This window comes from Streptomyces sp. ITFR-16, assembly GCF_031844705.1.
Classification (GTDB): domain Bacteria; phylum Actinomycetota; class Actinomycetes; order Streptomycetales; family Streptomycetaceae; genus Streptomyces.
Genome location: NZ_CP134609.1, coordinates 291706 through 316553, shown reverse-complemented (window position 1 = coordinate 316553; position 24848 = coordinate 291706). Strand labels below are relative to the sequence as shown.

General features: G+C 72.6%; 24 protein-coding genes and 1 riboswitch. Of the genes, 10 read left to right on the top strand and 14 right to left on the bottom strand.

From position 1 onward, the window contains the following. Window positions 1-8: 8 nt before the first annotated feature. The 3 genes from RLT58_RS01485 to RLT58_RS01475 form a co-directional block, all read right to left on the bottom strand. Window positions 9-1493, bottom strand: a complete 1485-nt coding sequence (locus tag RLT58_RS01485; RefSeq protein WP_311308514.1) for an aldehyde dehydrogenase family protein — start codon at window positions 1491-1493, stop codon at window positions 9-11. Window positions 1494-1792: 299 nt separating this feature from the next. Next, window positions 1793-2200, bottom strand: a complete 408-nt coding sequence (locus RLT58_RS01480; protein WP_311308513.1) for a hypothetical protein — start codon at window positions 2198-2200, stop codon at window positions 1793-1795. 156 nt (window positions 2201-2356) lie between these two features. Then, window positions 2357-3559 (bottom strand): MFS transporter, encoded by a 1203-nt coding sequence (locus RLT58_RS01475; RefSeq protein WP_311314389.1) that lies wholly within the window; start codon window positions 3557-3559, stop codon window positions 2357-2359. 190 nt (window positions 3560-3749) lie between these two features. On the opposite strand from RLT58_RS01475, the gene manD reads away from it, so the two are divergent. Then, window positions 3750-4964, top strand: a complete 1215-nt coding sequence (manD, locus tag RLT58_RS01470; protein WP_311308512.1) for a D-mannonate dehydratase ManD — start codon at window positions 3750-3752, stop codon at window positions 4962-4964. A 22-nt stretch (window positions 4965-4986) separates the two neighbouring features. Here the strand turns inward: manD and RLT58_RS01465 are convergent, their stop codons facing one another. Together RLT58_RS01465 and RLT58_RS01460 are read right to left on the bottom strand one after the other, a co-directional pair. After that, entirely contained in the window at window positions 4987-6780 is a 1794-nt protein-coding gene (locus RLT58_RS01465) for an ABC transporter ATP-binding protein (RefSeq protein WP_311308511.1), read from the bottom strand. A gap of 72 nt (window positions 6781-6852) precedes the next feature. Next, a complete protein-coding gene (locus tag RLT58_RS01460) occupies window positions 6853-8094 on the bottom strand; it encodes a benzoate/H(+) symporter BenE family transporter (protein ID WP_311308510.1) in 1242 nt (413 codons plus the stop codon). Between the two features lie 110 nt (window positions 8095-8204). Here RLT58_RS01460 and RLT58_RS01455 point away from each other — a divergent pair, with 110 nt between their 5' ends. Continuing rightward, window positions 8205-8786 carry a type II toxin-antitoxin system RelB family anti-toxin gene (locus tag RLT58_RS01455; protein WP_311308509.1) on the top strand — a complete coding sequence of 194 codons (582 nt, stop codon included), beginning with the start codon at window positions 8205-8207 and terminating at the stop codon, window positions 8784-8786. 10 nt (window positions 8787-8796) lie between these two features. On the opposite strand, the gene RLT58_RS01450 is transcribed toward RLT58_RS01455, so the two are convergent. After that, window positions 8797-9534, bottom strand: a complete 738-nt coding sequence (locus tag RLT58_RS01450; protein ID WP_311308508.1) for a glutathione S-transferase family protein — start codon at window positions 9532-9534, stop codon at window positions 8797-8799. A 164-nt stretch (window positions 9535-9698) separates the two neighbouring features. Next, entirely contained in the window at window positions 9699-9824 is a 126-nt protein-coding gene (locus RLT58_RS36045; protein ID WP_399130709.1) for a putative leader peptide, read from the bottom strand. Next, window positions 9802-9946: riboswitch (SAM riboswitch) on the bottom strand. Its footprint overlaps the gene before it by 23 nt. 497 nt (window positions 9947-10443) lie before the next feature. On the opposite strand from RLT58_RS36045, the gene RLT58_RS01445 reads away from it, so the two are divergent. The 4 genes from RLT58_RS01445 (at window position 10444) to RLT58_RS01430 (ending at window position 14144) form a co-directional block, all read left to right on the top strand. Then, on the top strand, window positions 10444-11448 hold the full coding sequence (locus RLT58_RS01445) for an amino acid ABC transporter permease (RefSeq protein WP_311308507.1): 1005 nt from the start codon (window positions 10444-10446) through the stop codon (window positions 11446-11448). Then, complete coding sequence (locus tag RLT58_RS01440) at window positions 11445-12230, top strand: amino acid ABC transporter ATP-binding protein (RefSeq protein WP_311308506.1); 786 nt, start codon at window positions 11445-11447, stop codon at window positions 12228-12230. The genes RLT58_RS01445 and RLT58_RS01440 overlap by 4 nt, the downstream gene beginning before the upstream one ends. A 45-nt stretch (window positions 12231-12275) precedes the next feature. After that, window positions 12276-13301, top strand: coding sequence for an ABC transporter substrate-binding protein (locus RLT58_RS01435; protein WP_311308505.1), 1026 nt, complete (start codon window positions 12276-12278; stop codon window positions 13299-13301). An 84-nt stretch (window positions 13302-13385) separates the two neighbouring features. After that, window positions 13386-14144: a GNAT family N-acetyltransferase gene (locus RLT58_RS01430; protein WP_311308504.1), complete on the top strand. Its 759-nt coding sequence runs from the start codon at window positions 13386-13388 to the stop codon at window positions 14142-14144. Here the strand turns inward: RLT58_RS01430 and RLT58_RS01425 are convergent. The 3 genes from RLT58_RS01425 to RLT58_RS01415 form a co-directional block, all read right to left on the bottom strand. Continuing rightward, window positions 14108-14698, bottom strand: a complete 591-nt coding sequence (locus tag RLT58_RS01425) for an N-acetylmuramoyl-L-alanine amidase (protein WP_311308503.1) — start codon at window positions 14696-14698, stop codon at window positions 14108-14110. The genes RLT58_RS01430 and RLT58_RS01425 overlap by 37 nt on opposite strands. Before the next feature lie 141 nt (window positions 14699-14839). Then, the gene (locus tag RLT58_RS01420) at window positions 14840-16210 is read right to left on the bottom strand and encodes an SWIM zinc finger family protein (RefSeq protein WP_311308502.1); all 1371 of its coding nucleotides are present in this window, start codon (window positions 16208-16210) and stop codon (window positions 14840-14842) included. Beyond that, window positions 16207-19107, bottom strand: coding sequence for an SCO1167/SCO6262 family helicase (locus tag RLT58_RS01415; protein ID WP_311308501.1), 2901 nt, complete (start codon window positions 19105-19107; stop codon window positions 16207-16209). Before RLT58_RS01415 ends, RLT58_RS01420 begins: the two co-directional genes overlap by 4 nt. Before the next feature lie 254 nt (window positions 19108-19361). On the opposite strand from RLT58_RS01415, the gene RLT58_RS01410 reads away from it, so the two are divergent. The 3 genes from RLT58_RS01410 (at window position 19362) to RLT58_RS01400 (ending at window position 21276) form a co-directional block, all read left to right on the top strand. After that, window positions 19362-20414, top strand: a complete 1053-nt coding sequence (locus RLT58_RS01410; RefSeq protein WP_311308500.1) for a fatty acid desaturase family protein — start codon at window positions 19362-19364, stop codon at window positions 20412-20414. A 96-nt stretch (window positions 20415-20510) separates the two neighbouring features. After that, complete coding sequence (locus RLT58_RS01405; RefSeq protein ID WP_136325839.1) at window positions 20511-20693, top strand: tail-anchor membrane protein; 183 nt, start codon at window positions 20511-20513, stop codon at window positions 20691-20693. 40 nt (window positions 20694-20733) lie between these two features. Continuing rightward, complete coding sequence (locus tag RLT58_RS01400; RefSeq protein ID WP_311308499.1) at window positions 20734-21276, top strand: MOSC domain-containing protein; 543 nt, start codon at window positions 20734-20736, stop codon at window positions 21274-21276. Window positions 21277-21303: 27 nt separating this feature from the next. Here RLT58_RS01400 and RLT58_RS01395 read toward each other — a convergent pair whose 3' ends face one another. Together RLT58_RS01395 and RLT58_RS01390 are read right to left on the bottom strand one after the other, a co-directional pair. Further along, on the bottom strand, window positions 21304-22263 hold the full coding sequence (locus RLT58_RS01395; protein WP_311308498.1) for a hypothetical protein: 960 nt from the start codon (window positions 22261-22263) through the stop codon (window positions 21304-21306). Between the two features lie 120 nt (window positions 22264-22383). Then, window positions 22384-22692, bottom strand: coding sequence for a hypothetical protein (locus RLT58_RS01390; RefSeq protein WP_311308497.1), 309 nt, complete (start codon window positions 22690-22692; stop codon window positions 22384-22386). A 96-nt stretch (window positions 22693-22788) separates the two neighbouring features. Here RLT58_RS01390 and RLT58_RS01385 point away from each other — a divergent pair, with 96 nt between their 5' ends. After that, window positions 22789-23691, top strand: coding sequence for an oxygenase MpaB family protein (locus RLT58_RS01385; protein ID WP_311308496.1), 903 nt, complete (start codon window positions 22789-22791; stop codon window positions 23689-23691). A gap of 11 nt (window positions 23692-23702) precedes the next feature. Here RLT58_RS01385 and RLT58_RS01380 read toward each other — a convergent pair whose 3' ends face one another. Next, window positions 23703-24302 carry a class I SAM-dependent methyltransferase gene (locus RLT58_RS01380; protein ID WP_311308495.1) on the bottom strand — a complete coding sequence of 200 codons (600 nt, stop codon included), beginning with the start codon at window positions 24300-24302 and terminating at the stop codon, window positions 23703-23705. 16 nt (window positions 24303-24318) lie between these two features. Beyond that, a complete protein-coding gene (locus RLT58_RS01375) occupies window positions 24319-24828 on the bottom strand; it encodes a MarR family winged helix-turn-helix transcriptional regulator (RefSeq protein WP_311308494.1) in 510 nt (169 codons plus the stop codon). Window positions 24829-24848 lie beyond the last annotated feature (20 nt).

The window sequence follows — 24848 nt, the reverse complement described above, 5'->3', positions numbered from 1 at the left end:
CTCCCGTGTCAGCCCGCGAACCAGCGCACCGGGCGCGGGGCGAGGTTCTGGTAGATGTGCTTGGCCTCGCGGTACTCCGCCAGACCCGTCGGGCCGAGTTCACGGCCGATGCCGGACTTACCGAAGCCGCCCCACTCCGCCTGCGGCAGGTAGGGGTGGAAGTCGTTGATCCAGACCGTGCCGTGCCGCAGCCGGGCCGCGACCCTGCGGCCCCGGCCCGTGTCCGCCGTCCAGACACCGCCGGCCAGGCCGTACTCGGTGTCGTTGGCCAGGGCCACGGCCTCGTCCTCCGTACGGAAGGTCTCGACGGTCAGCACCGGACCGAACACCTCCTCGCGCACCACCCGCATGGAGCGGTCGCAGTGGTCCAGGACGGTCGGGCGGTAGAAGTAGCCGGGGCCCTCGGGCCGTTCGCCGCCGGCCCGCAGGACGGCGCCCTCCTTGAGCGCGGAGGCCACGAACTCCTCGGTCCTGGCGAGCTGCTGGGCGGAGACGAGCGGGCCGCACTCGACACCGGCGTCCGTGCCCCGGCCGATCCTGATGAGCTCGGCGCGCCGCGCCAGTTCGGTCACGAACCGTTCGCGCACCGACTCCTCGACGATCAGCCGGGAGCCGGCGGAGCAGACCTGGCCGCTGTGGATGAAGGCCGCGTTGAGCGCCTGGTCGACGGCGGTGTCGAAGCCCTCCTCGGTGGCGCACGCGTCCGCGAACACCACGTTGGGGTTCTTGCCGCCGAGTTCGAGCGCGACCTTCTTGACCGTGTCGGCGGCGGCCCGCATCACCTTCGTACCGCTGGCGAGGCCGCCGGTGAAGGAGACCAGGTCGACATCGGGGTGGTCCGCGAGGCGGGCACCGACCGTGGCGCCCGGGCCCGTGACGATGTTGGCCACGCCGTCGGGCAGTCCGGCCTCGGTGAGCAGCGCGATCAGGGCGACGGTCGTGAGCGGGGTGATCTCGCTGGGCTTGATCACGAAGGTGTTGCCCGCGGCGAGCGCCGGGGCGATCTTCCAGCTGGCCTGGAGCAGCGGGTAGTTCCACGGCGTGATGAGACCGCAGACGCCCACGGGCTCGTGCACGACGACGCTGTGGATCTCCTCGGACCCGGCGTCGACGACGCGACCGCCGCTCTCGTTCATCACGAGGTCGGCGAAGTAGCGGAAGGCGTCGCGGACGCAGTCCACGTCGACACGGCCCTCCTCGAGCGTCTTGCCGGCGTCACGAGACTCCAGCGCGCCGATCCGTTCCCGGTCGCGCTCCAGCAGGTCCGCCACCCGCCTGAGCAGCGCGGCGCGTTCGGCGACCGGCGTGTGCGGCCAGGGGCCGGCGTCGAAGGCGGTCCTGGCGGAGGCGACCGCGGCGTCCGTGTCCACGGCGTCACCCTCCGACACGACGGCGAACGCGGTCGCGTCGACGGGGTCGAGGATCTCGCGGGTCGCGCCGGATGCGGCCGCTCGCCACTCTCCCGCTACCTGGATGGTGTGTTGTGCCGACACGTCGTGTGCTGCCCTTTCGGTGGCTGATGGATCGACGCCGGGCGACGCCCGGCGGTCTGGCCGTCTGCCCCGGAACGGGCGGAACATGCGTGGCGGGCGCCGGTTAGTGACCCGGCTCACCCGGACGGGCCCCCGGCAGGGCGGAGGAAAGGCGCACGTCAACGGCGGGGCCGACGCGCGCGGACGCGTCGGCCCCGCCGTGCGGGCAGGGGGAACGGGGTCCCGGAGGCTCGCCCCGGAACCCCGTTCCGGTCGGTCGGCCGGGCAGTCGGCCGGGAGTGGCTACCGCTCCGCCCGGTTCACCGGTGGTGGCAGTTCCAGTGGCCCTTCACCCAGTGCGTGTCCCAGTGCCCGGGGACGTAGACGTTGACCCAGTGGCCCCGCTGCCAGCGGTCGTGGTGGCTCCAGTGGCCGAGCTGCCACGTCCCGTGCCGGTCGTAGTGACCCGGCACCCACGCCCTGTGGTCGGAGCGGTGCCCCTTGTGCCACTGCTTCTCCCAGTGGCCCTTGACCCAGTACTTCTGCCAGTGGCCCTGCTGCCAGGTGCACCTGTCGTGGTGACCGTCGGCGTACGCGGTGGCCGAGGCCGGAGCGGACGCGGGAGCGGCTTCGGCCGCCCCGGCGGTTCCCAGTGCGGCGGCGCCCGCGAGCAGGCCCGTCGCCGCGGCGCCGGCCAGCACATGGCGGACTCGGGTGGAAGCGGTCATCGGACACACCTCCCTCTTTCGGATCAGCGTTGTTGCTACTGATTCGGGTCGGACCCCCGAGTCGCATAGGCCGTATGGGGAGAATGCTAAGAAAACATAAATATAGCCCGTATGGGCGAATACGGCCGGTCGGTGTACGCGCCCGTAGCCGTCCCGCTACGCCTGTGCAGGCGCCCTGAGCAGGGCGTACGTACCGGCCCCTGCCGCCAGCAGGATCACGCAGACCGTGAAGACCAGCCCCGCGTCCCGCAGCCCCAGCCAGGTGGCCAGGGCGCCCACCCCGACGACCGGCACCGAGATCCCCGTGTACGCCACGACGAAGAACGCCGAGATGGTGCCGCCGCGATGGGTGTCGGGGGCCGCCTCGCTGACCGTGGTCAGGCCCGCACGGAAGGCGAGCCCCTGCCCGATGCCGCCGCCGAGCGCCCCGAGGATCAGCAGGGGAAGTGACTTCGCCAGCAACGAGGACGCCACCAGCAGCAGCCCGACGACGAGGATCCCGCATCCGAGGGGCAGCGCCCGGCGCGCACCGATCCGGGGCGCCAGCGACTGCCCGATCGTCGAGGCGCAGAACACCGAGAAGACCACCGCACCCGTCACCGCGAGGTTGTGCACCCCGAGCGTCTGCGCGGCGAAGCTCGGCGCGACCGCCGTGAACAGCCCGAGCAGCGCGAACCCGGCGAACGCGGCCAGCGCGGCCGGCACGAACACGCTCTTCACCTCCGGCGGCACCCGGATCCCCTGCGGCTCCAGCGCCGGCCACCGCCGCGGCTGCGACACCGTCTCCGGCAGCCGCCAGGTGAGCGCGCACGCCACGGCCACCAGCGCCAGATGCACCCAGAACGGCAGGCTCAGCGGCCACGGCGTGTACTGCGCCAGCAGGCCGGAGAGCAGCGGCCCGCAGCCGAGGCCGCCCATGTTCGCGGCCGTGGCGGCGAACCCGGCCCGCGCCTTCTGGCCGGGGCGTGCCAGCTCGATCACCGCCGCCGTCGCCGCCCCGCTCAGCAGCCCCGCAGCGCCGCCGGACAGCACGCGCCCGGCGAAGAGCAGCGGCAGCCCGCCCTCCAGCAGGAAGCAGCCCGCGCTCGCGGCCGACAGCGCCATCGCGCACAGCAGCACCGGCCTGCGGCCCACCTTGTCGGAGTAGTTGCCCGCCACCAGGAGCACCGAGATGACCGCCACCGCGTACACCGCGAAGACCACGGTCACCATCAGCTCGGAGAAGCCGATCTCCTCCTGGTAGAGCCCGTACAGGGGAGTGGGCAGCGTGGTGCCGGCCATCCCGATGGCGAACACCACGGCGGCCGCCGCATAGCCCGGACGTCCCCCGGCCGCGCGCGCCGCATCCTCATGAACGATCACGTACCTCACTCTATGCAGGACCCGGGCGGGGAACACGGGACGGTCCACCGGCACCCGCTGACGTACCGCCATACGGGCAGGCGTGCGGCCGTCCGGACCGACGGCGGACAATGGCGCCGGCGGACGGGCGGCAGGGGGACCGGCCGAGGTCCACGCCCGCCCCGTCGCATCCCGAAAGAGAGCTCCCATGAAGATCGTCGACGCGAAGGTCGTCGTCACCAGCCCCGGCCGCAACTTCGTCACGCTGAAGCTGACGACCGACGAAGGGCTCACCGGCCTCGGCGACGCCACGCTCAACGGCCGGGAGCTGGCCGTCGTCAGCTACCTCACCGACCATGTGGCACCCCTGCTCGTCGGCCTCGACCCGCACCGGATCGAGGACACCTGGCAGTACCTCTACCGGGGCGCCTACTGGCGGCGCGGACCCGTCACCATGGCCGCGATCGCCGCCGTCGACGTCGCGCTGTGGGACATCAAGGCGAAGGCCGCGGGCCTGCCCCTCTACCAGCTGCTCGGCGGCGCCTCCCGCGACCGCGTCACCACCTACGGCCATGCCAACGGCCGCGACATACCCGAACTCCTCGACTCCGTACGGGCCCGGCTCGCGCAGGGCTACCCCGCCGTCCGCATCCAGACCGGCATCCCCGGACTCAAGGCCGTCTACGGGGTGCACGCCACCGACGACGACGGCGCGCCCGTCCTCCACCAGCAGGTCCGCCCGCTCGTCGAGGACTGGGACACCGACGCGTATCTGCGGCACACCCCGGCCGTCTTCGAAGCGGTACGCGCCGAGTTCGGCCCCGAGCTGCCGCTGCTCCACGACGCCCACCACCGGCTGACCCCGGTCCAGGCCGCCCGCCTCGGCAAGGACCTGGAGCCGTACCGCCCCTTCTGGCTGGAGGACTGCACCCCGGCCGAGAACCAGGAGGCGCTGCGCCTGGTGCGCCGGCACACGACCACACCGCTGGCGCTCGGCGAGGTGTTCAACACCGTGCACGACTACCACACGCTGATCACCGAGCAGCTGATCGACTACGTGCGCTCCGCCGTCACCCACTTCGGCGGGGTCACGCCCCTGCGCAAGCTGTACGACTTCGCCGCGCAGTACCAGGTGAAGAGCGCCGTGCACGGGCCGGAGGACATCTCGCCCGTCGGGATGGCCGCCGCCGTCCATCTCGACCTCGCCGTGCACAACTTCGGCATCCAGGAGTACTCCGGCCACAACGCGCTCACGAAGGAGGTGTTCCGGCACGCGTACACCTTCACCGACGGCTTCCTGCACCCCGGTGAGGCGCCGGGCATCGGGGTCGAACTCGACGAGGAATTGGCGGCGGCGCACCCGTACGAGCAGGCCTATCTGCCCGTCAACCGGCTCCGGGACGGCACCGTCCACGACTGGTGACGGCGTGAACGGCGCCGGCCCGTCAGGGGAACGCGGGCTGCAGGCCCGCGTACACCCCGTCGCGGCCCAGCAGTGCGTCGTGCGTGCCCACCTCCGCGATCCGGCCGCCCTCCATCGCCACGATGCGGTCGGCACCCTGGATCGTGGAGAGCCGGTGGGCCACGACGAAGACGGTCCGCCCGTGCACGAGGCGGGACAGGGCCTCCTGCACCAGGGCCTCGGAACGGTTGTCGAGCGCCGAGGTGGCCTCGTCGAGCACCAGCACCCGGGGATCGCGGATCAGCGCCCGGGCGATGGCGAGCCGCTGCTTCTGGCCGCCCGACAGCCGCGCGCCCCGCTCGCCGACGACCGTGTCCAGCCCGTGCGGCAGACCGGCGACGAACTCCATCGCGTTGGCGTCCTCCAGGGCCCGCAGCAGCGTGGCCTCGTCGGTGTCCTTCATCCCGTACGTCACGTTGTCCCGGATGCTGCCCTCGAACAGGATCGACTCCTGGGGCACCACGGACAGGAAGCGCCGGTAGCTGCGCAGATCGAGCCCGGCCATGTCGGTGCCGTCGAGCAGGATGCGGCCCGAGCTCGGCCGGATGAAGCCGATCAGCAGGTTGAGGACGGTCGACTTGCCCGCGCCCGACGCGCCGACGAGCGCGATCGTCTCACCCGGCCGTGCGGAGAGGGTGAACCCGTCGACCGCCGGCTCCGCGTCGTCGTACGCGAAGCCGACGTCCTCGAAGTCGATACGGCCGGTGACACGGTCGACCTGTGCCTTGCCGGCGTTCTGTTCCAGGTCGGGCGCCTGGAGCACCTCGCCCGCCGAACGCACCGACTCCAGCCCCTTGGTGAGCACGGGTGCGAGCCCCAGCAGGGTGGTGACCGAGCCGGTCAGCACGGTGAAGAAGGCGCTGAGCATCACCACGTCGCCGGGGGTGACGGGCATCCAGCCGTGGTACGCGACCAGGGCGGAGCCCGTCAGGCACAGCACCCCGAGGGTGTTGAGGATGACCCAGGCCAGCGATCCGAAGCGGCCGTTGACCATGTCCAGGCGCAGCCCGGCCGCGAACACCTGGCGCAGCGAGCCGTCGACCCGGCCCAGCGCGGTGCGCTCCAGGCCGTGGGCGCGAGTGATGGGGATGAGCGTCGTCATCTCGCCGACGCGGGAGGAGAGCTGCTCGACCTCGCGGCGGAAGGACTCGTTGTGGCTGCGCAGCCGGGCCCGCAGCTTCATCACGAGGAATCCGGCGGCGGGCACGACGACCAGGAAGACGGGCAGGAACGCGGGCACGCGCACCCCGATGACGACGAGCCCGCCGACCAGGGTCACGACGGCGCCGAGGCCCATGTCGGCGCTCTGCTGCATCATCTGCTCGACCGACTCGACGTCCCGGATCACCTTGGCCTGGAGCACGCTCGAACTGACCCGCGCGTGATAGCCGATGGACAGCTGCTGCATCCGGCGGCACAGCGCCGAGCGCAGGGTGGTGCCCATCCGGCGGATGCTGCCGCCGAGGCACCGTACGTACCACTGGTGGAGCGGATAGTTGATGACGAGGATGAACAGGAGGAGGCCGGTGGCCTTCCACAGCCCGGACTCCGGGCCGTGCTCCACCACCACGTCCAGGACGGTGGCGGTGATCAGCGGAAGCAGCCATATGGGGCTGTGCTTGACGACGAAGATGACGGCCGCGAGGGCCAGGCGCCCCCGGTCGGGACGCAGGAGGTGCCCCAGGGTGCGGACCGGGTTCTCGCCTCGGTAGCGGTGGTCCAGGTGGTCGAAGGACGCCAGGGGTTCGGCGGAGGGGTGCGAAACCGCTTTCTGCATGGAGTCCATCCCACCCTGCTCGCCAGGTGTGCGGCAACCCCGTCCCACGGACGGGACAGGGGCTGGCAGGGCTCAGCGGACGGGGAGTTCATCCGGCAGTTCACCCGGCCGCGGCTCGGGCGCCGGCTCGGTGCGGCGGGTGCGCCCGACGGTGGCGACCGCGCTCGTGACCAGGCCGGCCAGCAGTCCCCAGAACGCGGAACCGATGCCCAGCAGTGTCACACCGGACGCGGTGGCGAGGAAGGTGACCACGGCCGCCTCCCGTGACGCCTTGTCGGCCAGCGCGGTGGTCAGTGACGACTCGATCGTGGCGAGCAGCCCGATTCCGGCGACGGCCAGGACGAGTTCCTGCGGCATCGCGGTCAGGAGCGAGGCGACGGTCGCGCCGAGAAGCCCCACGCAGAGGTAGAAGACGCCCGCCCACACGGCCGCCAGATAGCGCTTCTCGCGGTCGGGGTGGGCCTCCTCGCCGGTGCAGATGGCGGCCGTGATCGCGGCGAGGTTGAGGCCGAACGCGCCGAACGGGGCGAGTACGGCGTTGGCCGCGCCGGTCCAGGTCATCAGCGGGGACACCGGCACGTCGTAGCCGGAGCCGCGCAGCACGGCGACGCCGGGCAGGTTCTGCGAGGCCATCGTGACGACGAACAGGGGAGCGCCGACGCTGACGAGGACCTTCCAGTCGAACTCCGGCGTGGTGAAGACCGGTGTGGCCAGGGAGAGGTGCACCCGGTCCGGCTGCCAGCCGCCGGTGAACACGGTGGCCACCACGCCTGCGGCGAGCGCCAGCAGGACCGCGTACCGGGGCAGCAGGCGCCGCCCCAGCAGATAGAGCACGAACATCGGGAAGGCCACCGCGAAGCTGTGGTGCATCGTGCTGAACAGCCCGGTGCCGAAGCGCAGCAGCACACCGGCCAGCAGGGCGGCGGCCAGCGGTACGGGGATCCGTCCCATCAGCCGGCTGAACCACCCCGTCACCCCGCTCACCAGAATGAGCAGCCCGCTGAACACGAACGCCCCGACCGCCTGGGCCATGGAGACCCCGCTCAGACCCGTCGTCAGGAGCGCGGCCCCGGGCGTCGACCACGCGGTGACCACGGGGGCCCGGAAGCGCAGCGACAGCCCGACGCAGGTGCAGGCCAGGCCGACGCCGAGCGCGAGCATCCAGGAGGAGAGCTCGCGCGAGTCCGCCCCCGCGGCCTTCGCCGCGGTGAAGACCAGCGCGGCCGAGCTGGTGACCCCGACCATGACGGCGATCAGCCCGGCGACCACGGCGGAGGGCGGCGCGGCCGCACGCAGACGGGTGATCGCGAACATGGGTGAGCCACTTCTCTGCCGAGCGGTGTTCCGTATACGGAACGTTCTGTTTGTGGAACACTAGAGAGGCGGGCCGCCGCCCGTCAACCACGACAGCGGAGCGGACGCGGATGGGACTCAACGAGGACGTCGGGCGCAGGCTGCGTGCCCTGCGGCGCGCACGTGACCTGTCCCTGTCGGAGCTGGCCCGGCGCTCCCGCGTGGGCAAGGGCACGCTCTCGGAGCTGGAGAGCGGGACCCGCAACCCCACCCTGGAGACCCTGTACGCGCTGACCACCGCGCTCGGCCTGCCGCTCAGCGCCGTACTGAGCGACGCGCCGACGGGGCCCTCGGGCCCGGCGGCGGCCGGCGTCTCCGGCAGCGCCGTCACCGCCGTCCTGCTGGAGCGGTACGAGGACGAGTCCGCGGTCACCGACGTGTTCCGCGTCAGCATCCGGGCGGGCGCCGTCCAGGAGTCCCGGGCGCATGTCCCGGGCACGCGGGAGAGCCTGATGGTCCTGGCCGGCACCGCCGTCGTCGGCCCGCCGGGCGGCACCACGACGGCCGGCCCCGGGGCGAGCGCGCACTGGCGGGCCGACGAGCCCCATGTCTACAGCGCACCCGACGGCGAGGCGCAGGGCATCCTCTTCGTCCGCTACCCGTCGGGAGACGGGCCGGACGGCCCCGCACCCGGGGCCGTCCCCCACGGCTGAGCGCGGCGGCTCACGCCGCGTCGGTCACCGCGTCCCGCGCGCACGGGAAGGCGGGATGGCCGCCGAGACGGCGCACGAAGTCCTGGAGACGGGGATGGGCGCACAGCGAGCCGGCCGCCCCCGGCTGGGTCAGCGCCACCCACAGGTCCACGTCGGCGGCCGTGAGCTCCGCGCCCAGCGCATAGGGACGCAGCGGAAGCCGACGCTCCAGCAGGTCGAGAGCCGCCGTCCGCGCGGCGGGCCGGGCGGACGGGGTGACGCTCCGCTCCAGGAGATCGCGCAGTTCCTCGATGTCCGGGGCGAGCGCCGAGGGGTGCAGGGCGGAGGGGCGGGCCTCGTCGTGGCCGGACAGCAGCCCCGCCAGGTCGCGCAGGATGTCGGGGGTTCGGTTGCTGACGATGCGTCCGCTCCACCGGTCGCACAGTGCGGGGGAGGTCAGCGGCCCGTCGTAGTGGTGCACCGTGGCCTCGTACGCCCGGCGCAGCGCGGCGAAGCCTTCGGGCGTCTCGGCCGGGCGGGTCAGGAGCGTGGTGGCGACGGAGTCGTTCAGGCCGAGCAGGCAGAGCGTGATGGAGATGCGCAGCGAGCGCGGACAGCCCGCCGAGAGGAACAACTCGTAGCGGTGCGGGGCCGGATAGAAGCCGCCGGCGAGGCCTACGCCGATCCGGCTGTGGAAGGAATGGGCCGTGCTGGAACGCGCCGTGCCGGAATGGGCCGTGCTGGAACCGCGCGATGCTGTCTCGGGCATGACTCTCCCTATGGGGATCCCTGGGGGAACGACGAAGCCACCGCCGCCTCGTGGGCACCGGTGGCCGGATGCGGAGCGACTGCGCCTGCGTACCGGTCCGGTCCGGTCGAACGCGTACGGGCCCGGGTCGACGGGTCCGGGACGCGTCCGTCCGCCGACGGTCCCTAGTAAGCGCTGGAGACGCGCAGCAGATCGATGTGCAGACGCCTCGTCAAACCGATCCTGGGCAATTCCCACCGGTCCTGCCGTCGGGGCTCGCGAGACGCGAGACCGCGCTTGTCCCGTCGCACCGACGGGACCCGGTCGTCACCCGGGGCACCCCATCGCGGTGGAAGGGTTGCCTGTCAGCGGGCCGGGGCCGATGACCTCACGGCCGGGCGAACCCGTCCGTGCGGCGCTGACAATCGTGACCGTCCCCCTCAGTCTTCGGTGCGTCCGGGGGCGCCGTCAAGGATGCGGTACGAGCTGTCTCGACTGGTGGACACCCGCGTTGACATCAATTCGGGCCGGGCCTAGCCTCCGGCGCAGAACAGCACGATCACGAGTGTCGGCGCAACGCCCCTCGTGCCGGGCCCCGCGGGGCGGAATGGTGACGGTGAACGCGATGCACGCAGCCGACCGGACGGCCACACGGCCCCGCGGCTGCGTCCTGCTGTGCGCGGACCGCTCCGTCGACCTGCAGCGCGTCAGCAGCGCCCTGTGTACGGCCGCCACGCGCCGTCCCTGTCCCTGTCAGGGCTGACACCTCACCGGTTCCCTGACGCCCGCCGCCGTCGCGGCGTGCCCCTCCCTCTCCCCGCCCGGCCCCCGCACCGCGCTGTGCGCCGCCGCACACCGACCCGTCCCGACGGGCGGTGAGCCGCGGCGTACCCGCACGGTGCGCGGCGTCCGCATCCGCTGGAGTCCTCCATGAGCGAATCCTCCGGCGTCGCTGTGTCCCCCGGATCAGCGCCGCCCGCCGAGGCGAACCCACGCCCCGGCCCGGCCACCGCGCCCCAACCCCTCGCCGCGCAACGGGTCCTGCCGCTGCGCCGTCCCGGACGCTGGATCATCACCGCAGTCGTCCTCGTGCTGATCGCCCAGATCGCGCACGGCCTGGTGACCAATCCCTTCTACCAATGGGACCGATTCCAGTACTGGTTCCTGCGGCCGACGATCCTCGACGGGCTGTTCATCACCCTCCAGGTCGCCGTCTACAGCGCCGTGCTGGGCCTGCTCGGCGGTGTCCTGCTGGCCCTGGCGCGGCTCTCGCCGAACCCCGTGCTGCGCGGCGTGAGCTGGCTCTACACCTGGCTGTTCCGCTCGGTGCCGCTGATCGTGGTCCTGCTCTTCCTCTACAACTTCAGCGCGCTCTACCGGACGTTGAGCCTCGGGGTGCCGTTCGGCCCGGCGTTCTTCACCTTCGACGAGTCGCGCCTGGCCACCGACATGGCCGTCGCGGTCGTCGGCCTGAGCCTCAACGAGGCGGCCTACGCCTCCGAAGTGGTGCGCGGCGGCATCCTCTCCGTGGACCAGGGCCAGCACGAGGCGGCGGCCGCGCTCGGCCTCCCGAAGCGGTACCAGTTCGCGAGGATCGTGTTTCCGCAGGCACTGCGCTCCATCACCCCGAACTACGTCAACCAGCTGATCGGGCTGATCAAGGGCACCTCGCTGGTCTTCTACGTCTCGCTGCTCGACCTCTTCGGGTCGGTGCAGAGCATGGGCGCCACCTACCCGGGCGACATCGTGCCGCTGCTCCTGGTCGCCACCGTCTGGTACCTGATCCTCACCAGCGCCGTGTCCGTCGTCCAGTTCTACGTCGAGCGGCACTACTCGCGGGGCGCCCTGCGCAGCCTGCCGCCGACCCCGCTGCAGAAGGTGCGCACCGGCCTCGGTGAGCTGCGGGCCCGGATCCAGAGGGAGACCGCGATATGACCGGCACGACGCAGGAGCCGCGCCCGGCCGCGGTCCAGGTGCACGACGTGTACAAGTGGTACGGCAGCCACCGCGTGCTGGACGGTGTGGAGCTGACCGTGCGGCCCGGAGAGGTCACGGTCGTCCTCGGCCCGTCGGGCTCCGGCAAGTCCACCCTCCTCAGGGTGATCAACCACCTGGAGAAGCCGGAGATCGGCCATGTCAGCCTGAACGGCGAGCCGATCGGGGTCCGCCGGCAGGGCGAGCGGCTCAAGGAGCTCAGCGAGCGGGCCATCCTGGCCCAGCGCAGCCGGATCGGCTTCGTCTTCCAGAACTTCAATCTCTTCCCCCACCTGACCGTGCTGGACAACGTCGCGGCCGCCCCGGTGGCGACCGGCCGGCTCAGCAGGCGGGCGGCCCAGGACCTGGCCCGCGACCTGCTCGGCCGGGTCGGTCTCGCCGACCGGGCCGCGGCCTACCCGCGCCAGCTGTCCGGCGGTCAGCAGCAGCGGGTGGCCATCGCCCGCGCCCTCGCGCTGCGGCCCGGCGTCATCCTCTTCGACGAGCCGACCTCGGCGCTCGACCCGGAACTCGTCGGCGAGGTGCTCGCGGTCATCAAGGACCTGGCGAGCAGCGGCACCACCCTCGTCATCGTCACCCACGAGATCGGCTTCGCCCGGGAGATCGCCGACCGGGTGGTCTTCATGGACAACGGCCGCATCGTCGAACAGGGCCCGCCCGCACAGGTGCTGGACCGGCCCGAACACGAACGGACCAGGGACTTCCTCAGCAAGGTCCTGTGACCTCCCACCCCCTTTCTCTCACCACCCCACCCGACAAGGACAGCCATGCGCACCCTCACCCTCCGCAGCAGACTCCTCCGGGGCGTCACCGCCACCGCCGCCGTCGCCTCCCTGGCCGCCTCCCTCGCCGCGTGCGGCGGCGACAGCGACGCCGCCACCACGACCTCCGGAGCCAAGGCCGGAACCGTCACGGTCGGTGCCCTGTCCAACGGCGCCGCGAAGGAGATCAGCCTCAAGGTGCCCGAGGTGAAGTCGATCAGCGCCGGGCTGCCCGCGAAGATCAGGAAGAGGGGCACGCTGGTGGTCGGTGTGGGCGCGCTGCCCGCGGGGTTCGCGCCGCTGGCCTACGTCGGCGACGACCAGAAGACCCTCACCGGCGCCGAACCCGACCTCGCCCGGCTCGTCGCCGCGGTCCTCGGGCTCGAACCGGAGATCAAGAACTCGACCTGGGAGAACATGTTCGTCGGAGTCGACAGCGGCAAGGTCGACGTGGCCGTGGCCAACGTCACCGACACCGAGGAGCGCAAGAAGAAGTACGAGTTCGCCTCCTACCGCCAGGACAACCTCGCCTTCGAGGTCACCAGGAAGAGCACCTGGAACTTCGACGACGACTACCGGAACCTGGCCGGCAAGACCGTGGCCGTCAGCGCCGGCACCAACCAGGAGAAGATCCTGCTGGAGTGGAAGGCGAGGCTGGCCAAGGAGGGCAAGAAGCTCGACGTCAAGTACTACCGCGACAGCAACGCCACCGCCCTGGCGCTCACCAGCGGGAAGATCGACGCGTCCTTCGGCCCCAACCCGGGCATCGCCTACCACATCACCCAGACCGCGAACACGCCGAACGCGACGCGCAACGCGGGCAAGTTCTCCGGCGCCGGCGCGACGCTCCAGGGACTGATCGCAGCCACCGCGAAGAAGGGCAGCGGACTCGCCGAGCCCATCGCCGCCGCGATCAACCACCTGATCAAGAACGGCCAGTACGCCAAGTGGCTCGCGGCCTGGAACCTCTCCAACGAGGCCGTCGACAGCTCCCGGGTCAACCCGCCAGGACTGCCGCTCGACAACTCCTGACCCACCACCCGCCCCCGGGGGCCCGGACGCGACAGCGCCGGGCCCCACCGCCCGGCGCGTACCCGAGACGGAGACCGCACCGCCATGCCCACCAGCCACCCCGCCCCGCCCGTGCAGCCGCCCCACCTGCTCGACAACCCCGCCTGGGCCGCGCTGACCGGCCCGCACGCCCGCTTCGCCGAGCGCGTCGGCCGGGCCGCCCGTTACCCCGCCGACGTCTCCCCGTTCACCGCCTTGGAGGACCCCGCCGACCCCCGCGCCTGGGCGGATCTGGCCGCGCTGGTCGGGCCCGGAACCCTCACACCCGTCACCGGAGTCCACACCGTGCCCGAGGCGTGGGAGACCGAACAGGACGGCGTGGGCGTCCAGTTGACCGGCGAGGCGCTACGGGCCGAACCGGCGCCGGACGCCGTGCGGCTCGGCCTCGCCGACGTACCCGAGATCCTCGAACTGATCGCCCTCACCCGGCCGGGCCCCTTCCTGCCCCGCACCGTCGAACTGGGTACCTACCTGGGCATCCGTGACCGGGGACGGCTGATCGCCCTGGCGGGAGAGCGGCTGCGCCCGCCGGGCTGGACGGAGATCAGCGCCGTCTGCACCCACCCGGAGCACCGGGGCAGAGGGCTGGCCACCCGGCTGGTCCGCGCGGTCGCGGCCGGCATCAGGGAACGGGGGGACACCCCCTTCCTGCACGCGGCGGCGGGCAACACCGACGCGATCCGGCTCTACGAGTCGATCGGCTTCACGCTGCGCCGCCGCAACCGCTTCGTCCTCGTCCGCAGCCCGCAGGCCCCCGGCGAGGAGACTCAGCCCGAGCCCAGCAGGTTGACCATACGGATGTAGCGGACCCAGTCCCAGTTCGGTCCCGGGTCGGTGTGGTCCGTGCCCGGGACCTGGACATGGCCGAGAATGTGCGCCCGGTCCTTCGGGATTCCGTAGCGGTCGCAGACCGAGGCCGTCAGCAGCGCCGACTTGGTGTACATGGCGTCGGTGAAGTACGAGGGCTGGTCCACATAGCCCTCGTGCTCGATGCCGATGCTGCGGGTGTTGTAGTCCCAGTTGCCCGCGTGCCAGGCGACGTCCTTCTCCCGCACGCACTGATCGATGTAGCCGTCGGCCGAGCGCACCACGTAGTGCGCGGAGACCTGCTTGGCCGGGTTCTGGAAGATCGCCACCGCGTCCGAGTACGTCTCCTGGGTGACATGGATGATCACGTACTGGACCGGATACGCCGAAGGACGCGTCGAGACCGTGTAGTTGGACGTCGAGGCGGGCACCCAGTGCGCCGACGGGTAGTCCGTGTCACCCGTCGTCGCCGCGGTGGCCCGGACGGAGGCCGGGAGCAGCGCGCCGGCGGCCGCCACCGCGGCGCCCCGGAGGATCCTTCTGCGGTCCATACGTACTCCTGTGGGGTGGGGGGAGGGCGATGCGCGCCGCCCACCGTACGGGGTGCCACGGGAGCGGCGGAAGACGGCACAGAACTCAAACTGCCTCCACGGCGGGGGAGTTGGGGCCACCGGGCGGCAGCCCCGACTCCGTCACGCCTCGGCCGCGCCCGCCTCCGCCCAGGCCGCTGCCGGATCGTCGTCGGCGGGACCCGCCGGGATCCAGCCCGTGCCCTCCTTGCGGTACGGATACCAGCGCCCGTCGCGCCCGTAGCGGAGCTGGAGGGTGCCGTCCGCCGCAGTCCAGCGGTTGCGGTCGGCCCGCAGCCGGGGCGCCTCGTCCTCCTCCCAGGCCTCGGCGAGCCGGGTGCGGGCCCGGGCGAGGGCCGACGCGTCCGGTGTCCACGCCTCGTCGAGCACGTCGAGCGCGGCCACGCCGCCGGTCCGCCAGGCGGCGACGGCTGCGGGCATGCCGGCCCGGCGGCGCCCCGAGCCGGTGGCCAGCCGGGTCACGGTCCACGGCTCCGGGCGCGCGTCGGCGACCAGGCGTACCGCGTCCTGCTCCGGTGTCAGGGCGGCCGGTACCGGCTGCCGCTCATGGCCCGGCGCCAGCGCGTCGGCCAGCATCCGGTGGGCCCGTGCCGCGCTGTCCATGGCCAGCGTCTCCAGGGCCGACGGGCCCACCCCCGGCTCCGGGTCCGTCTCGGTGTCCAGTGAAGGGGAGAGACCCGGCTCCTCGGGCAGCTCCGGAGGCGGCGGCAGCGCGGGCAGGGCGTCGGCCGTCGCGTACACGTCCGCCGCCGGGACCCCGCGCACCACGGGCGCGGGGACGGTATCGGCCACCCCGTCGTCGGGTCCGGACGGCTCGGGGCCCCCGGCCCTGGCCGCGATCCGCACCTGGAGTTCGTCCAGCAGCCGCCGCTCGCCGCGCCCGCGCATCAGCAGCAGGACGAACGGGTCCCGGTCGAGCAGCCGCGCCATCTGGTAGCAGAGGGCGGCGGTGTGCGGGCAGTGGTCCCACGCCTCGCACGTGCACTCGGGATCGAGGTCGCCGATCGCGGGAAGCAGGTCCATGCCGGCCGCCGCCGCGTCCTCGACCAGATGCGGGGGCATCTCCCGGTCGAGCAGCGCCGCGATGTGCCCGGACCGCTCGACCGCCATGTCGAGGAACCGCTCCCAGTCCTCGTCGCTCAGCTGCTGGAGGAGCACATCGCTGCGGTACGTGCTCCGGTCCCGGTCGCGGACCACCGCCGTGATCCGGCCCGGCCGCACCGACACCGCGCCGACCCGGCCCTCGCGGGCGACCCGGCGCCCCTCCTTGAGCTGCCGGCCGTCCAGCGCGGTGTCCTCCAGCGCCTTCAGCCAGGCCCGCCCCCACCAGGACTCCGCGAAGCCGCGGCCCGGCGCCGGCGGCAGTGCGGCGAAGGTGCGCTCCTGCGCGGCCGGTCCGGGCTCCGCCTCCTGGTCCTCGAACCCCTCCGCGTACGCGTCGCCGTAGGCGTCCGCCCCGTATCCGTCACTCATCGCGCGCCCCCTCGAAGCTCCACCAGTTCGGCCAGTTCCGCGTCGCCCAGCTCGGTCAGGGCGCTCTCGCCGGAACCGAGCACGGCGTCCGCGAGCCCCTGCTTGCGGGTCAGCATCTCCGCGATCCGGTCCTCGATCGTGCCCTCCGCGATCAGCCGGTGGACCTGCACCGGCTGGGTCTGCCCGATGCGGTACGCGCGGTCGGTGGCCTGTGCCTCGACCGCCGGGTTCCACCAGCGGTCGAAGTGCACGACATGGCCCGCGCGCGTGAGGTTGAGCCCGGTGCCCGCGGCCTTGAGCGACAGCAGGAAGACGGGTGCCTCGCCGGCCTGGAACCGGTTCACCATGGCCTCCCGCGCCGCGACCGGGGTGCCGCCGTGCAGGAACTGGGTGCCGATGCCGCGCGCCGCCAGATGCCGTTCGAGCAGCCGGGCCATCTGGACGTACTGGGTGAACACCAGGACCCCGGCGCCCTCGGCCACGATGGTGTCCAGCAGTTCGTCGAGCAGTTCCACCTTGCCCGAGCGGCCCGTGATGCGCGGTTCCTCCTCCTTGAGGTACTGCGCCGGGTGGTTGCAGATCTGCTTGAGCGAGGTCAGCAGCTTCACGACCAGACCGCGGCGGGCCATCCCGTCGGCGGCGGAGATCTCGGCCAGGGTCTCCCGCACCACCGCCTCGTACAGACCCGCCTGTTCGGCCGTCAGCGAGACCGCGCGGTCCGTCTCGGTCTTCGGCGGCAGCTCCGGGGCGATCCCGGGATCGGACTTGCGCCGGCGCAGCAGGAACGGGCGCACCAGCGCGCCCAGCCGTTCGGCGGCGGCGGGGTCGCCGCCCTCCACGGCGCGCGCGTAGCGGGTGCGGAAGGTGCCGAGGCGGCCCAGCAGACCGGGGGTCGTCCAGTCGAGGATCGCCCACAGCTCGGAGAGGTTGTTCTCCACCGGTGTCCCGGTCAGGGCCACCCGCGCCCGCGCGCCGATGGTGCGCAGCTGCCGGGCCGTCGCCGAGTACGGGTTCTTGACGTGCTGGGCCTCGTCGGCGACGACCATGCCCCAGCGGGTGGCCGCGAGCCTGGCGGCGTCGAGCCGCATCGTCCCGTACGTCGTGAGGACGAACTCGCCGTCCACGAGGCCGTCCAGGCTGCGAGACGCGCCGTGGAAGCGGCGGACCGGGGTGCCGGGCGCGAACTTCTCGATCTCCCGCTGCCAGTTGCCCATCAGCGAGGTAGGGCAGACCACCAGCGTGGGCCCGGCGGCCCCTTCGAGAGTCCGGCGGTGCAGGTGCAGGGCGATCAGCGTGATGGTCTTGCCGAGCCCCATGTCGTCGGCGAGACATCCGCCGAGGCCGAGCGAGGTCATGGTGTGCAGCCAGTTCAGGCCGCGCAGCTGGTAGTCGCGCAGGGTCGCGGCGAGCGCGGGCGGCTGCCCGACCGCCTCCTCCCCGTCGTGCCGGGCCTCGGGATCCGCGACCCGCCGGCGCAGCCGCTCCAGCCAGCCGGTCGCCCTGACCTCGACCCGGCGGCCGTCGACCTCCGTGGAGCCGGTCAGCGCCGCGCCGAGCGCGTCCATCGGGGTGACCTTGCGGTCCAGGGTCTCCCGGGCACGGCGTGCCTCGTCGGGGTCGATCAGCACCCACTGGTCGCGCAGCCGCACCAGCGGCCGGCCGGCCTCGGCCAGCCGGTCCAGCTCGGCCCGGCCGATCTTCTGGTCGCCGAGCGCGAACGCCCAGTTGAACGAGAGCAGGGCGTCGGCGGACAGCAGCGGCGCGGTGTCCGACAGGCCGCGCAGCGGCCTCCGGGTACCGTCCGGCGCCTCCCCGGCGTCCTCCTCGTCGGGCGGGCCGATCACCGCGCGTGCCGTGAGCGTGCGGGCCAGCTCCCGGGGCCAGTGGACCTGAACACCGGTCGCGGCGAGGGCCCGTGAGGCGGGGCCGAGGAGTTCGGCGATCTCCTCGTCGGCCGGCTCCACGGCATCGGGCACGGCGGCGGAGAGCAGCGGGGTGAGCGGCGGCCAGGCACGGGCCGCCCGGCGCAGCGTCAGCAGGGTGTCCATCCGGGCGCGCGGGCCGAACGCCGCGGCGGCCGGGCCGCTGCCCGCCCAGATCTCGGCGGCGTCCGCGACGAGTGCGGGATCGCTGACGCCGTGGATCTGGGGGACGACGCGGAAGGACGGACCGGAGCCGTCGGCGGAGGGCTCGGCGGCCGTGTCGAGCCCCCGCACCTCCACGCGCAACGACAGCCGGACGCCCGCGTCATGACCCGCCGCGACATCGGCGACCCAGGCGCGCCGGCCCGGCACGTGCTGGGGCGCGTCGGCGGCGAACGCCGGACCGCCGTTGGCCAGGGCCGCGGCGGGTGTCCGGGGCAGGCCGTCGGCGACCGCGTCGATGAACGCCCGTACCGGCCCCTCCGGTTCGGGCAGCAGCAGGGGCCGCGCCGCCGCGTCGAGCGGTACGGCGTGGGCGGCGGGCGGCATGGACGCGGCGAGGGTGCGGATGCGGGTCTGGTCGTCCGGGCTGAGCGGACCGGCCCGCCAGGCGTCGTGATCCGTGACGCTCAGCCCCGGCAGCAACAGCCCCCGGGCGGCGAACTGCAGAGCCAGCAGCCCGGCCGCGCCCCAGAACGCGGCCGAGGGCGAGGCATGCCGCGAGGCCCGCGCACGCGTGAGCACGGGAAGCGCGTCCCGCACCGGCAGCACCCGCGCCGGCACCTCGTACGGCAGGGCGTCCGGACCGGCCACGGTGAGGGCCTCGACGGTTCCGGGGCCTTCCGGCGGGCTTGCGGCGTCGGGGCGCCAGAAGGCGACCCGTCCGGTACGGGAGGGGTCCGAGGGAAGGAAGACGACGGAGGAGCCGGCGAGTGCGGAGATCTCGGAGAGTGTTGCCGGAGGCAGGGTGCGCACAGAGATGTCAAGTCCTCAAATTTGACTAGTGAGTCGAGGTCGCCGAGGGTACCCCATCGAAGCAGACGGCGGGGTGCGACTGCCTGTGAGGTAAGTCACTTGAGAATGTCCCCTTATGTCTGCCGGGTGTGGCCAGCCCCCCTCCGGAATCGGGGGGTTGGCACCAGCGGATCCGGGGTGGTGGCTCCATGGCTGCTATACATCGGCGACCGTACGTTTTATCAGGTCAGCGCACCCCTAAGACCGGAGACAGCATGCCTCAGGCCGCAACCACTCTCGCGGAACGACCCCGCGACAGTGCCGGAAGTGCCGTAAGCGCCGGAAGTGACTTCGCGCCACTGCTGCGAGCCGTGAAGGGTCAGGGACTCCTGGAGCGGCGCACCGGCTGGTACGCGGCAGGCATCGCCGCCAATCTGCTCGCCCTGGGGGCCGTGGTCACCGCCCTGGTGTTCCTCGGCGACACCTGGTGGGCCCTGCTGCTCACCCTGCCCCTCGCCGTCATCTGGTCCCGCACCGCGTTCTTCGGGCACGACGCCGGGCACGCCCAGATATCCGGCGACCGCCGGGCCGGCCGGGCCATCGGCCTCGTCCACGCCAACCTGCTGCTCGGCATGAACGAGGCGTGGTGGAACGACAAGCACGTACGCCACCACGCCAACCCCAACCACATCGACAAGGACCCGGACGTCGGTGTCGGCGCCCTCGTATGGACCCAGAAACAAGCGGCCCAGCGTGAGGGATTCGCCCGCTGGCTCACCCGCAACCAGGCCCGGCTCTTCTTCCCGATGCTGCTCCTCGAAGGCATCGCCCTCAAGATCTCCGGATTCCAGTACCTGAAGCAGCAGCCCACCCGGGAGCGCGCCCTGTCCGGGCTGCTCCTGGTCGCACACCTCGGTCTCTACGCCGCGCTGCTGCTCACCGTCATGTCGCCCGGCAAGGCCGTCGTCTTCGCCCTCGCGCACCACGCGCTGTTCGGACTGCACCTGGGCATGGCCTTCGCGCCGAACCACAAGGGCATGGAGATGCCCGACCCCGACGGGGACCGCTGGGGTCATCTGCAGCGCCAGGTCCTGACCTCGCGCAATGTACGGGGCGGCGTCCTCACCGACTGGTTCCTCGGCGGGCTCAACTACCAGATCGAGCACCACCTCTTCCCGAGCATGCCCCGCCCGCATCTGCGCCTGGCGCAGCCCCTGGTCAAGGCCCACTGCGAGGCGATCGGCATGCCCTACGCGGAGACCGGACTCATCGCCTCCTACCGGCAGGCCCTGGAGCACATGCACGACGTCGGTGCGCCGCTGAGGTGACCCGGGGCGGACGAGTCCGCCCGGGCAGGAACCGATCCGTACACACAGGCGTTCTCACATCAGAAGCGGCCACAGGCCGCGAAGGAGGCGTGGACGATGTCGAACAGCGCAAAGATCGCCATCGGGGGAGTTGTCGTCGCGGTCGTCCTGATGCCGTTCATCGGCTTCTGGCTGTCCCTGCTGGTGCTCATCGGGGTCCCCGCCATCGCCTATCTGGCACTGGACCCGAGCCAGCGGCGCAGGCTCCGTAGGATCACCCGTAAGGAAATCGGCCGCTGAGCCCGGCCGCCGAAGCGGCCGCCGAGAGAGGACCTCCGCCGTGAGTGGCACCGTCACCGCCGTGAGCAGGAACGAGACCTACAGCTTCACCAAGCCGAACCGGGACAGTGTGACGCTGCTGTCCGGGCTCGGCGTGGAGGGGGACGTCCACGCGGGGGTGACGGTCAAGCACCGCTCCAGGGTCGCCCAGGACCCCACGCAGGCCAATCTGCGGCAGGTCCACCTCATCCACGAAGAGCTCTTCGGTGAACTGCGCGCGGCGGGGTTCGACGTCGCCCCCGGTGATCTCGGGGAGAACATCACCACCCGCGGCATCGACCTGCTGGCGCTTCCCGCCGGGACCCTGCTGCACCTCGGCGACGAGGCCGTCGTCGAGGTCACGGGACTGCGCAACCCGTGCCTCCAGATCGACGCCTTCCAGGAAGGCCTGCTCAAGCAGGTCGTCGGCCGGGACGAGCGGGGCACGGTCGTCCGCAGGGCCGGGATCATGAGCGTGGTCACCGCCGGCGGCGTGGTCCGGCCCGGCGACCCCGTCAGGGTCGAGCTGCCGGCCGAGCCGCACCGCCCGCTGGAGCGCGTCTGACCCCCGCAGTGCCGGCCCGGAGCCCGGTCAGGACGGGCGTCCGGCCAGCGCGTCCAGGGCGTCGAGCAGCTTGGGCAGCTCCGTCCCGCGCCCGACCGGCATGATCTCGCCCGGCACCTCGTCCAGCAGCAGGAACGCGATGTCGTCGGTCCTGGCGACCATCGACCAGCCGGGCCCGTCGGCCCGTATCATCCGGGCCTCGCCCGAGGCGAAGGACGAGCGGACCCGGCCGGGCGGCGGCGGCGCGTCGAGGTAGGCGTGCGCCTCGGCCAGGGCCCGGCGCACGCCGGGATGAGTCCCGGCGGTCTCACCCTCACCCTCGACCTCAGCTTCACCCCCGGCCTCGGCCACGGGCCCGGCCGCACTCCCGGCCTCGTCCGTACGGTCCGTGTCCGCGCCGGTCGTGGCCTCGGCGTCCCCGGCCTCGTCCGCACGCCCGGTCTCCGGCTCGGCCGTGCCGCCGTCCGCCGGGGCGAACTCCGTCGCGTCGTCGATCTGCTCGCGCCAGACCGCCCACTGCAGGGCGATGGCGTCCGCGCCCAGCCTGCGCTGGGCGGGCCCCCAGGCGTCGGTGTCCGGCGGGGAAAGCGGCGGCAGGTCCTGACCGTCCGCCTCCGGGTCCGGTGCGGGGTCGTGCGGGGCGGCCACCCCCGGAGCGGAGACGGCGACGGCGAGCGGCCAGCCCGGGAGCGCGCAGACCACCGAACGGTCGTCGGGCGACAGGTCGTACTCCATGCCGCAGTCCCACGACGCGATCGCCACGGCCACCAGCGACACGTCGTCGACGACCACGGTCCACCGGGCGCCGTCGCCGTCCTGGCCCATGACCAGCCCGTATCCCTCGGCGTACGGCTCCAGACCCAGCGCCGCGCAGGCCGCCGGGTAGTCGTCGCCGAGCACGCTCGGGAACTGCGCGGGGGTCAGCAGGACCGCGGTCAGCACATACAGTGCGTCGTCGTCGGCGACTGTGTCGTCCGTCCCGGCCACTGCACCCTCCTCGTCCGTCGTAGTTGTCCGTCGGCGCACCTTAACCAGTGGGTAACCCGCTCGTCGAGGCCCTGACAAGGCCGCACGGTCCGCCCCGGCGGCCCGCCGGAGGGGGAGTGCTCAGTTCTCGGCCAGGCCGAGCAGCGACCGGGCCACCACCTGCGGTGATTCGTCGCGCTCACGGGCGAGCGCGATGAGCGCCCGGCAGGCCAGTTCGCTGACGCCGAAGGACAGCTGCTCCGGGGAGACCCAGCCGCTCGCCTCGTCCATCCGCTCCTCGTCGTCCTCCGCCGACGCCGCCACGAACACGGCGGCCGCCTCGAAGAGATTGTGCTGCCGGCGCGCGGGCGCGGGCGGGGCGGCGACGGACCCGCCGCCCTTGCGGCCGGGGGTGACGGCTCTTCGCAGAATGCCGAATATCTCGGACATGGGAACGGTCCTCTCCTCGGTGCGTCGTGCGTACTCTCGGTATTGCCCCCGCACGTAGGGTTGGACACTCGACCTGGCGGACAAGGGGGACGGCGCGTGAAGCGTTACGACCGGCTGAAGGAAATCCAACGCCTCGATCCGGAGCGGGACTTCCTGGAGATCTACCGGATCACGGCGACGTACGAATTCCCCTGGGACATCACCCGTGCCCTCGAACTGGCCCTGTACCGCACCTATGCCGTCCCCAGCATCGGCCGTCTCCTCGCGGACACGGCGGAGCTGACGGACCGTTCGCAGAAGCGGTACGACGACACGGCGCTCCTCCTGGACACGGTCGTCGAGCACGGCTTCGACAGCGACCCGGGGCGCACGGCGATCCGCCGGATCAACCGCATGCACGGCAGCTACGACATCAGCAACGACGACATGCGCTATGTCCTGTGCACCTTCGTCGTCACCCCGAAGCGGTGGCTCGACGCCTACGGGTGGCGCAGGCTCTGCGACCACGAACTGCGCGCGTGCGCGGCGTACTACAGGACCCTGGGCGCCCACATGGGCATCAAGGACCTGCCCGGCAGCTACGAGGACTTCGAGCGGACCCTCGATCTCTACGAGGCCGAGCACTTCGGATGGGACCAGGGGGCGCGTGCGGTCTCGGACGCCACGCTGGCGCTGATGGCCTCCTGGTACCCGCGCTCCCTCGCCCCGGTCGTGCGCGGCGCGAGCCTCGCGCTCCTGGACGACTCGCTGCTGCGGGCCTTCCGGTACGAGCGTCCGGGCCCGGCGGCCCGCGCGCTCACCCGGGGCGCGCTCCGGCTCAGGGCCCGCGCGGTCCGACTGCTCCCGCCGCGCACCACCCCGCACTACGCCCGGCAGAACCCGGAGATCAAGGGCTACCCGCGCGGCTACGAGGTGGCCGCACTCGGGACGTTCCCCACCCCCGGCGTCGGCGCCTGCCCGGTCCGCGACCTCCGCCGCCCGGACGCGCAGACCGGCTGACCGCGCGGGCGTCAGCCCGTCCGTTCGGCCAGCGCGAGGAAGCGGGCGTCCTCGTCGGCGTACGAGAACAGCCGCCAGCCCGAACGGGCCAGCAGCGGGCGGACGTTCGGCTCCGCCCGCAGATCGTCCTCGGTGATCCGCCGGCCGTGCCGGGCGGCCAGGGCGGCGCGCCCGATGGGGTGGAACAGCGCGAGCAGGCCGCCCGGCCGCACCACGCGTGCCAGCTCCGCCAGCGCGGGCCCCGGGGGCGAGAGATGCGAGATCAGCCCGGCCCCGAACACCGCGTCGAACGACCCCGACCGCAGCGGCAGCCGGGCCACGTCGGCCTGGAGCAGCGGCCCGCAGTCCTTCCGGCCCGCGCGCACCGCGGCCTCCAGCATGGCCGCGGTGAGGTCGGCGCCCAGCACCGTGCCCCCGGGGCCGACCGCGGCACGCAGCGCGGGCAGCGCCCGTCCCGTACCGCACCCCGCGTCGAGCACGGCGTCACCGGGACGCAGCCCCAGTGAGCGGACCGCGGCGGCGAAGGCCGGGCCGTCCCCGGGAAAGCGGGTGTCCCAGTCCGCCGCGCGGGCGGTGAAGAAGTCCTGTACGTGTGCGTGGTCGTCGGCCATACGCACATGATCGCGCCTACGACGGGCGTTTCGCGCTGCGCACCTGCGCCAGCTCGTCGTTCATGGCGTGCAGGAACCGCACGACGACGCGCAGTTCGTCCTCGTCGAACTGTCTGCGGGCCGCGTCCGTTCCGGCCGCGAGCGGCATGAAGAAGTCGCGGGCGACCGTCTTCGCCGCGGGCGCGTAGTGCAGATGCACCACCCGCCGGTCGCCGGTGTCCCGGACGCGCCGGATGTGGCCCGCGCGCTCCAGCCGGTCCAGGCATGCCGTCACCGCACCCGAGGTGAGATCCAGCTGGTCGCGCAGCCGCCCCGGGGTCATGGCCATACCGGCCTCGCCGTGCTCGGCGTCGAGGATGGCCACGAGCGCCTGCACATCCGTCGGGTGCAGCCCCTGGGACTGCGCGAACTCGTGGGTGAGGCGGTTGAACTCGCCATTCATACGGCGCAGCAGCACAGCGAACGACTGGAGCCCCGTGGGGCCGTCGCTCGTGCCTCTGTCCGGGCTTTCGTCTGCGGTGCGCATACCCCTAGAGTAATATCTCT

What these genes read in the sequence shown, in the direction of transcription:
- RLT58_RS01480 (WP_311308513.1), bottom strand. Translation starts at nt 2,200, where the DNA reads ATGACCGCTTCCACCCGAGTCCGCCATGTGCTGGCCGGCGCCGCGGCG.
- RLT58_RS01460 (WP_311308510.1), bottom strand. Translation starts at nt 8,094, where the DNA reads ATGTTCGCGATCACCCGTCTGCGTGCGGCCGCGCCGCCCTCCGCCGTG.
- RLT58_RS01445 (WP_311308507.1), top strand. Translation starts at nt 10,444, where the DNA reads ATGAGCGAATCCTCCGGCGTCGCTGTGTCCCCCGGATCAGCGCCGCCC.
- RLT58_RS01440 (WP_311308506.1), top strand. Translation starts at nt 11,445, where the DNA reads ATGACCGGCACGACGCAGGAGCCGCGCCCGGCCGCGGTCCAGGTGCAC.
- RLT58_RS01430 (WP_311308504.1), top strand. Translation starts at nt 13,386, where the DNA reads ATGCCCACCAGCCACCCCGCCCCGCCCGTGCAGCCGCCCCACCTGCTC.
- RLT58_RS01420 (WP_311308502.1), bottom strand. Translation starts at nt 16,210, where the DNA reads ATGAGTGACGGATACGGGGCGGACGCCTACGGCGACGCGTACGCGGAG.
- RLT58_RS01425 (WP_311308503.1), bottom strand. Translation starts at nt 14,698, where the DNA reads ATGGACCGCAGAAGGATCCTCCGGGGCGCCGCGGTGGCGGCCGCCGGC.
- RLT58_RS01380 (WP_311308495.1), bottom strand. Translation starts at nt 24,302, where the DNA reads ATGGCCGACGACCACGCACACGTACAGGACTTCTTCACCGCCCGCGCG.
- RLT58_RS01375 (WP_311308494.1), bottom strand. Translation starts at nt 24,828, where the DNA reads ATGCGCACCGCAGACGAAAGCCCGGACAGAGGCACGAGCGACGGCCCC.
- RLT58_RS01455 (WP_311308509.1), top strand. Translation starts at nt 8,205, where the DNA reads ATGGGACTCAACGAGGACGTCGGGCGCAGGCTGCGTGCCCTGCGGCGC.
- RLT58_RS01390 (WP_311308497.1), bottom strand. Translation starts at nt 22,692, where the DNA reads ATGTCCGAGATATTCGGCATTCTGCGAAGAGCCGTCACCCCCGGCCGC.
- RLT58_RS01410 (WP_311308500.1), top strand. Translation starts at nt 19,362, where the DNA reads ATGCCTCAGGCCGCAACCACTCTCGCGGAACGACCCCGCGACAGTGCC.
- RLT58_RS01450 (WP_311308508.1), bottom strand. Translation starts at nt 9,534, where the DNA reads ATGCCCGAGACAGCATCGCGCGGTTCCAGCACGGCCCATTCCGGCACG.
- RLT58_RS01465 (WP_311308511.1), bottom strand. Translation starts at nt 6,780, where the DNA reads ATGCAGAAAGCGGTTTCGCACCCCTCCGCCGAACCCCTGGCGTCCTTC.
- RLT58_RS01405 (WP_136325839.1), top strand. Translation starts at nt 20,511, where the DNA reads ATGTCGAACAGCGCAAAGATCGCCATCGGGGGAGTTGTCGTCGCGGTC.
- RLT58_RS01435 (WP_311308505.1), top strand. Translation starts at nt 12,276, where the DNA reads ATGCGCACCCTCACCCTCCGCAGCAGACTCCTCCGGGGCGTCACCGCC.
- manD (WP_311308512.1), top strand. Translation starts at nt 3,750, where the DNA reads ATGAAGATCGTCGACGCGAAGGTCGTCGTCACCAGCCCCGGCCGCAAC.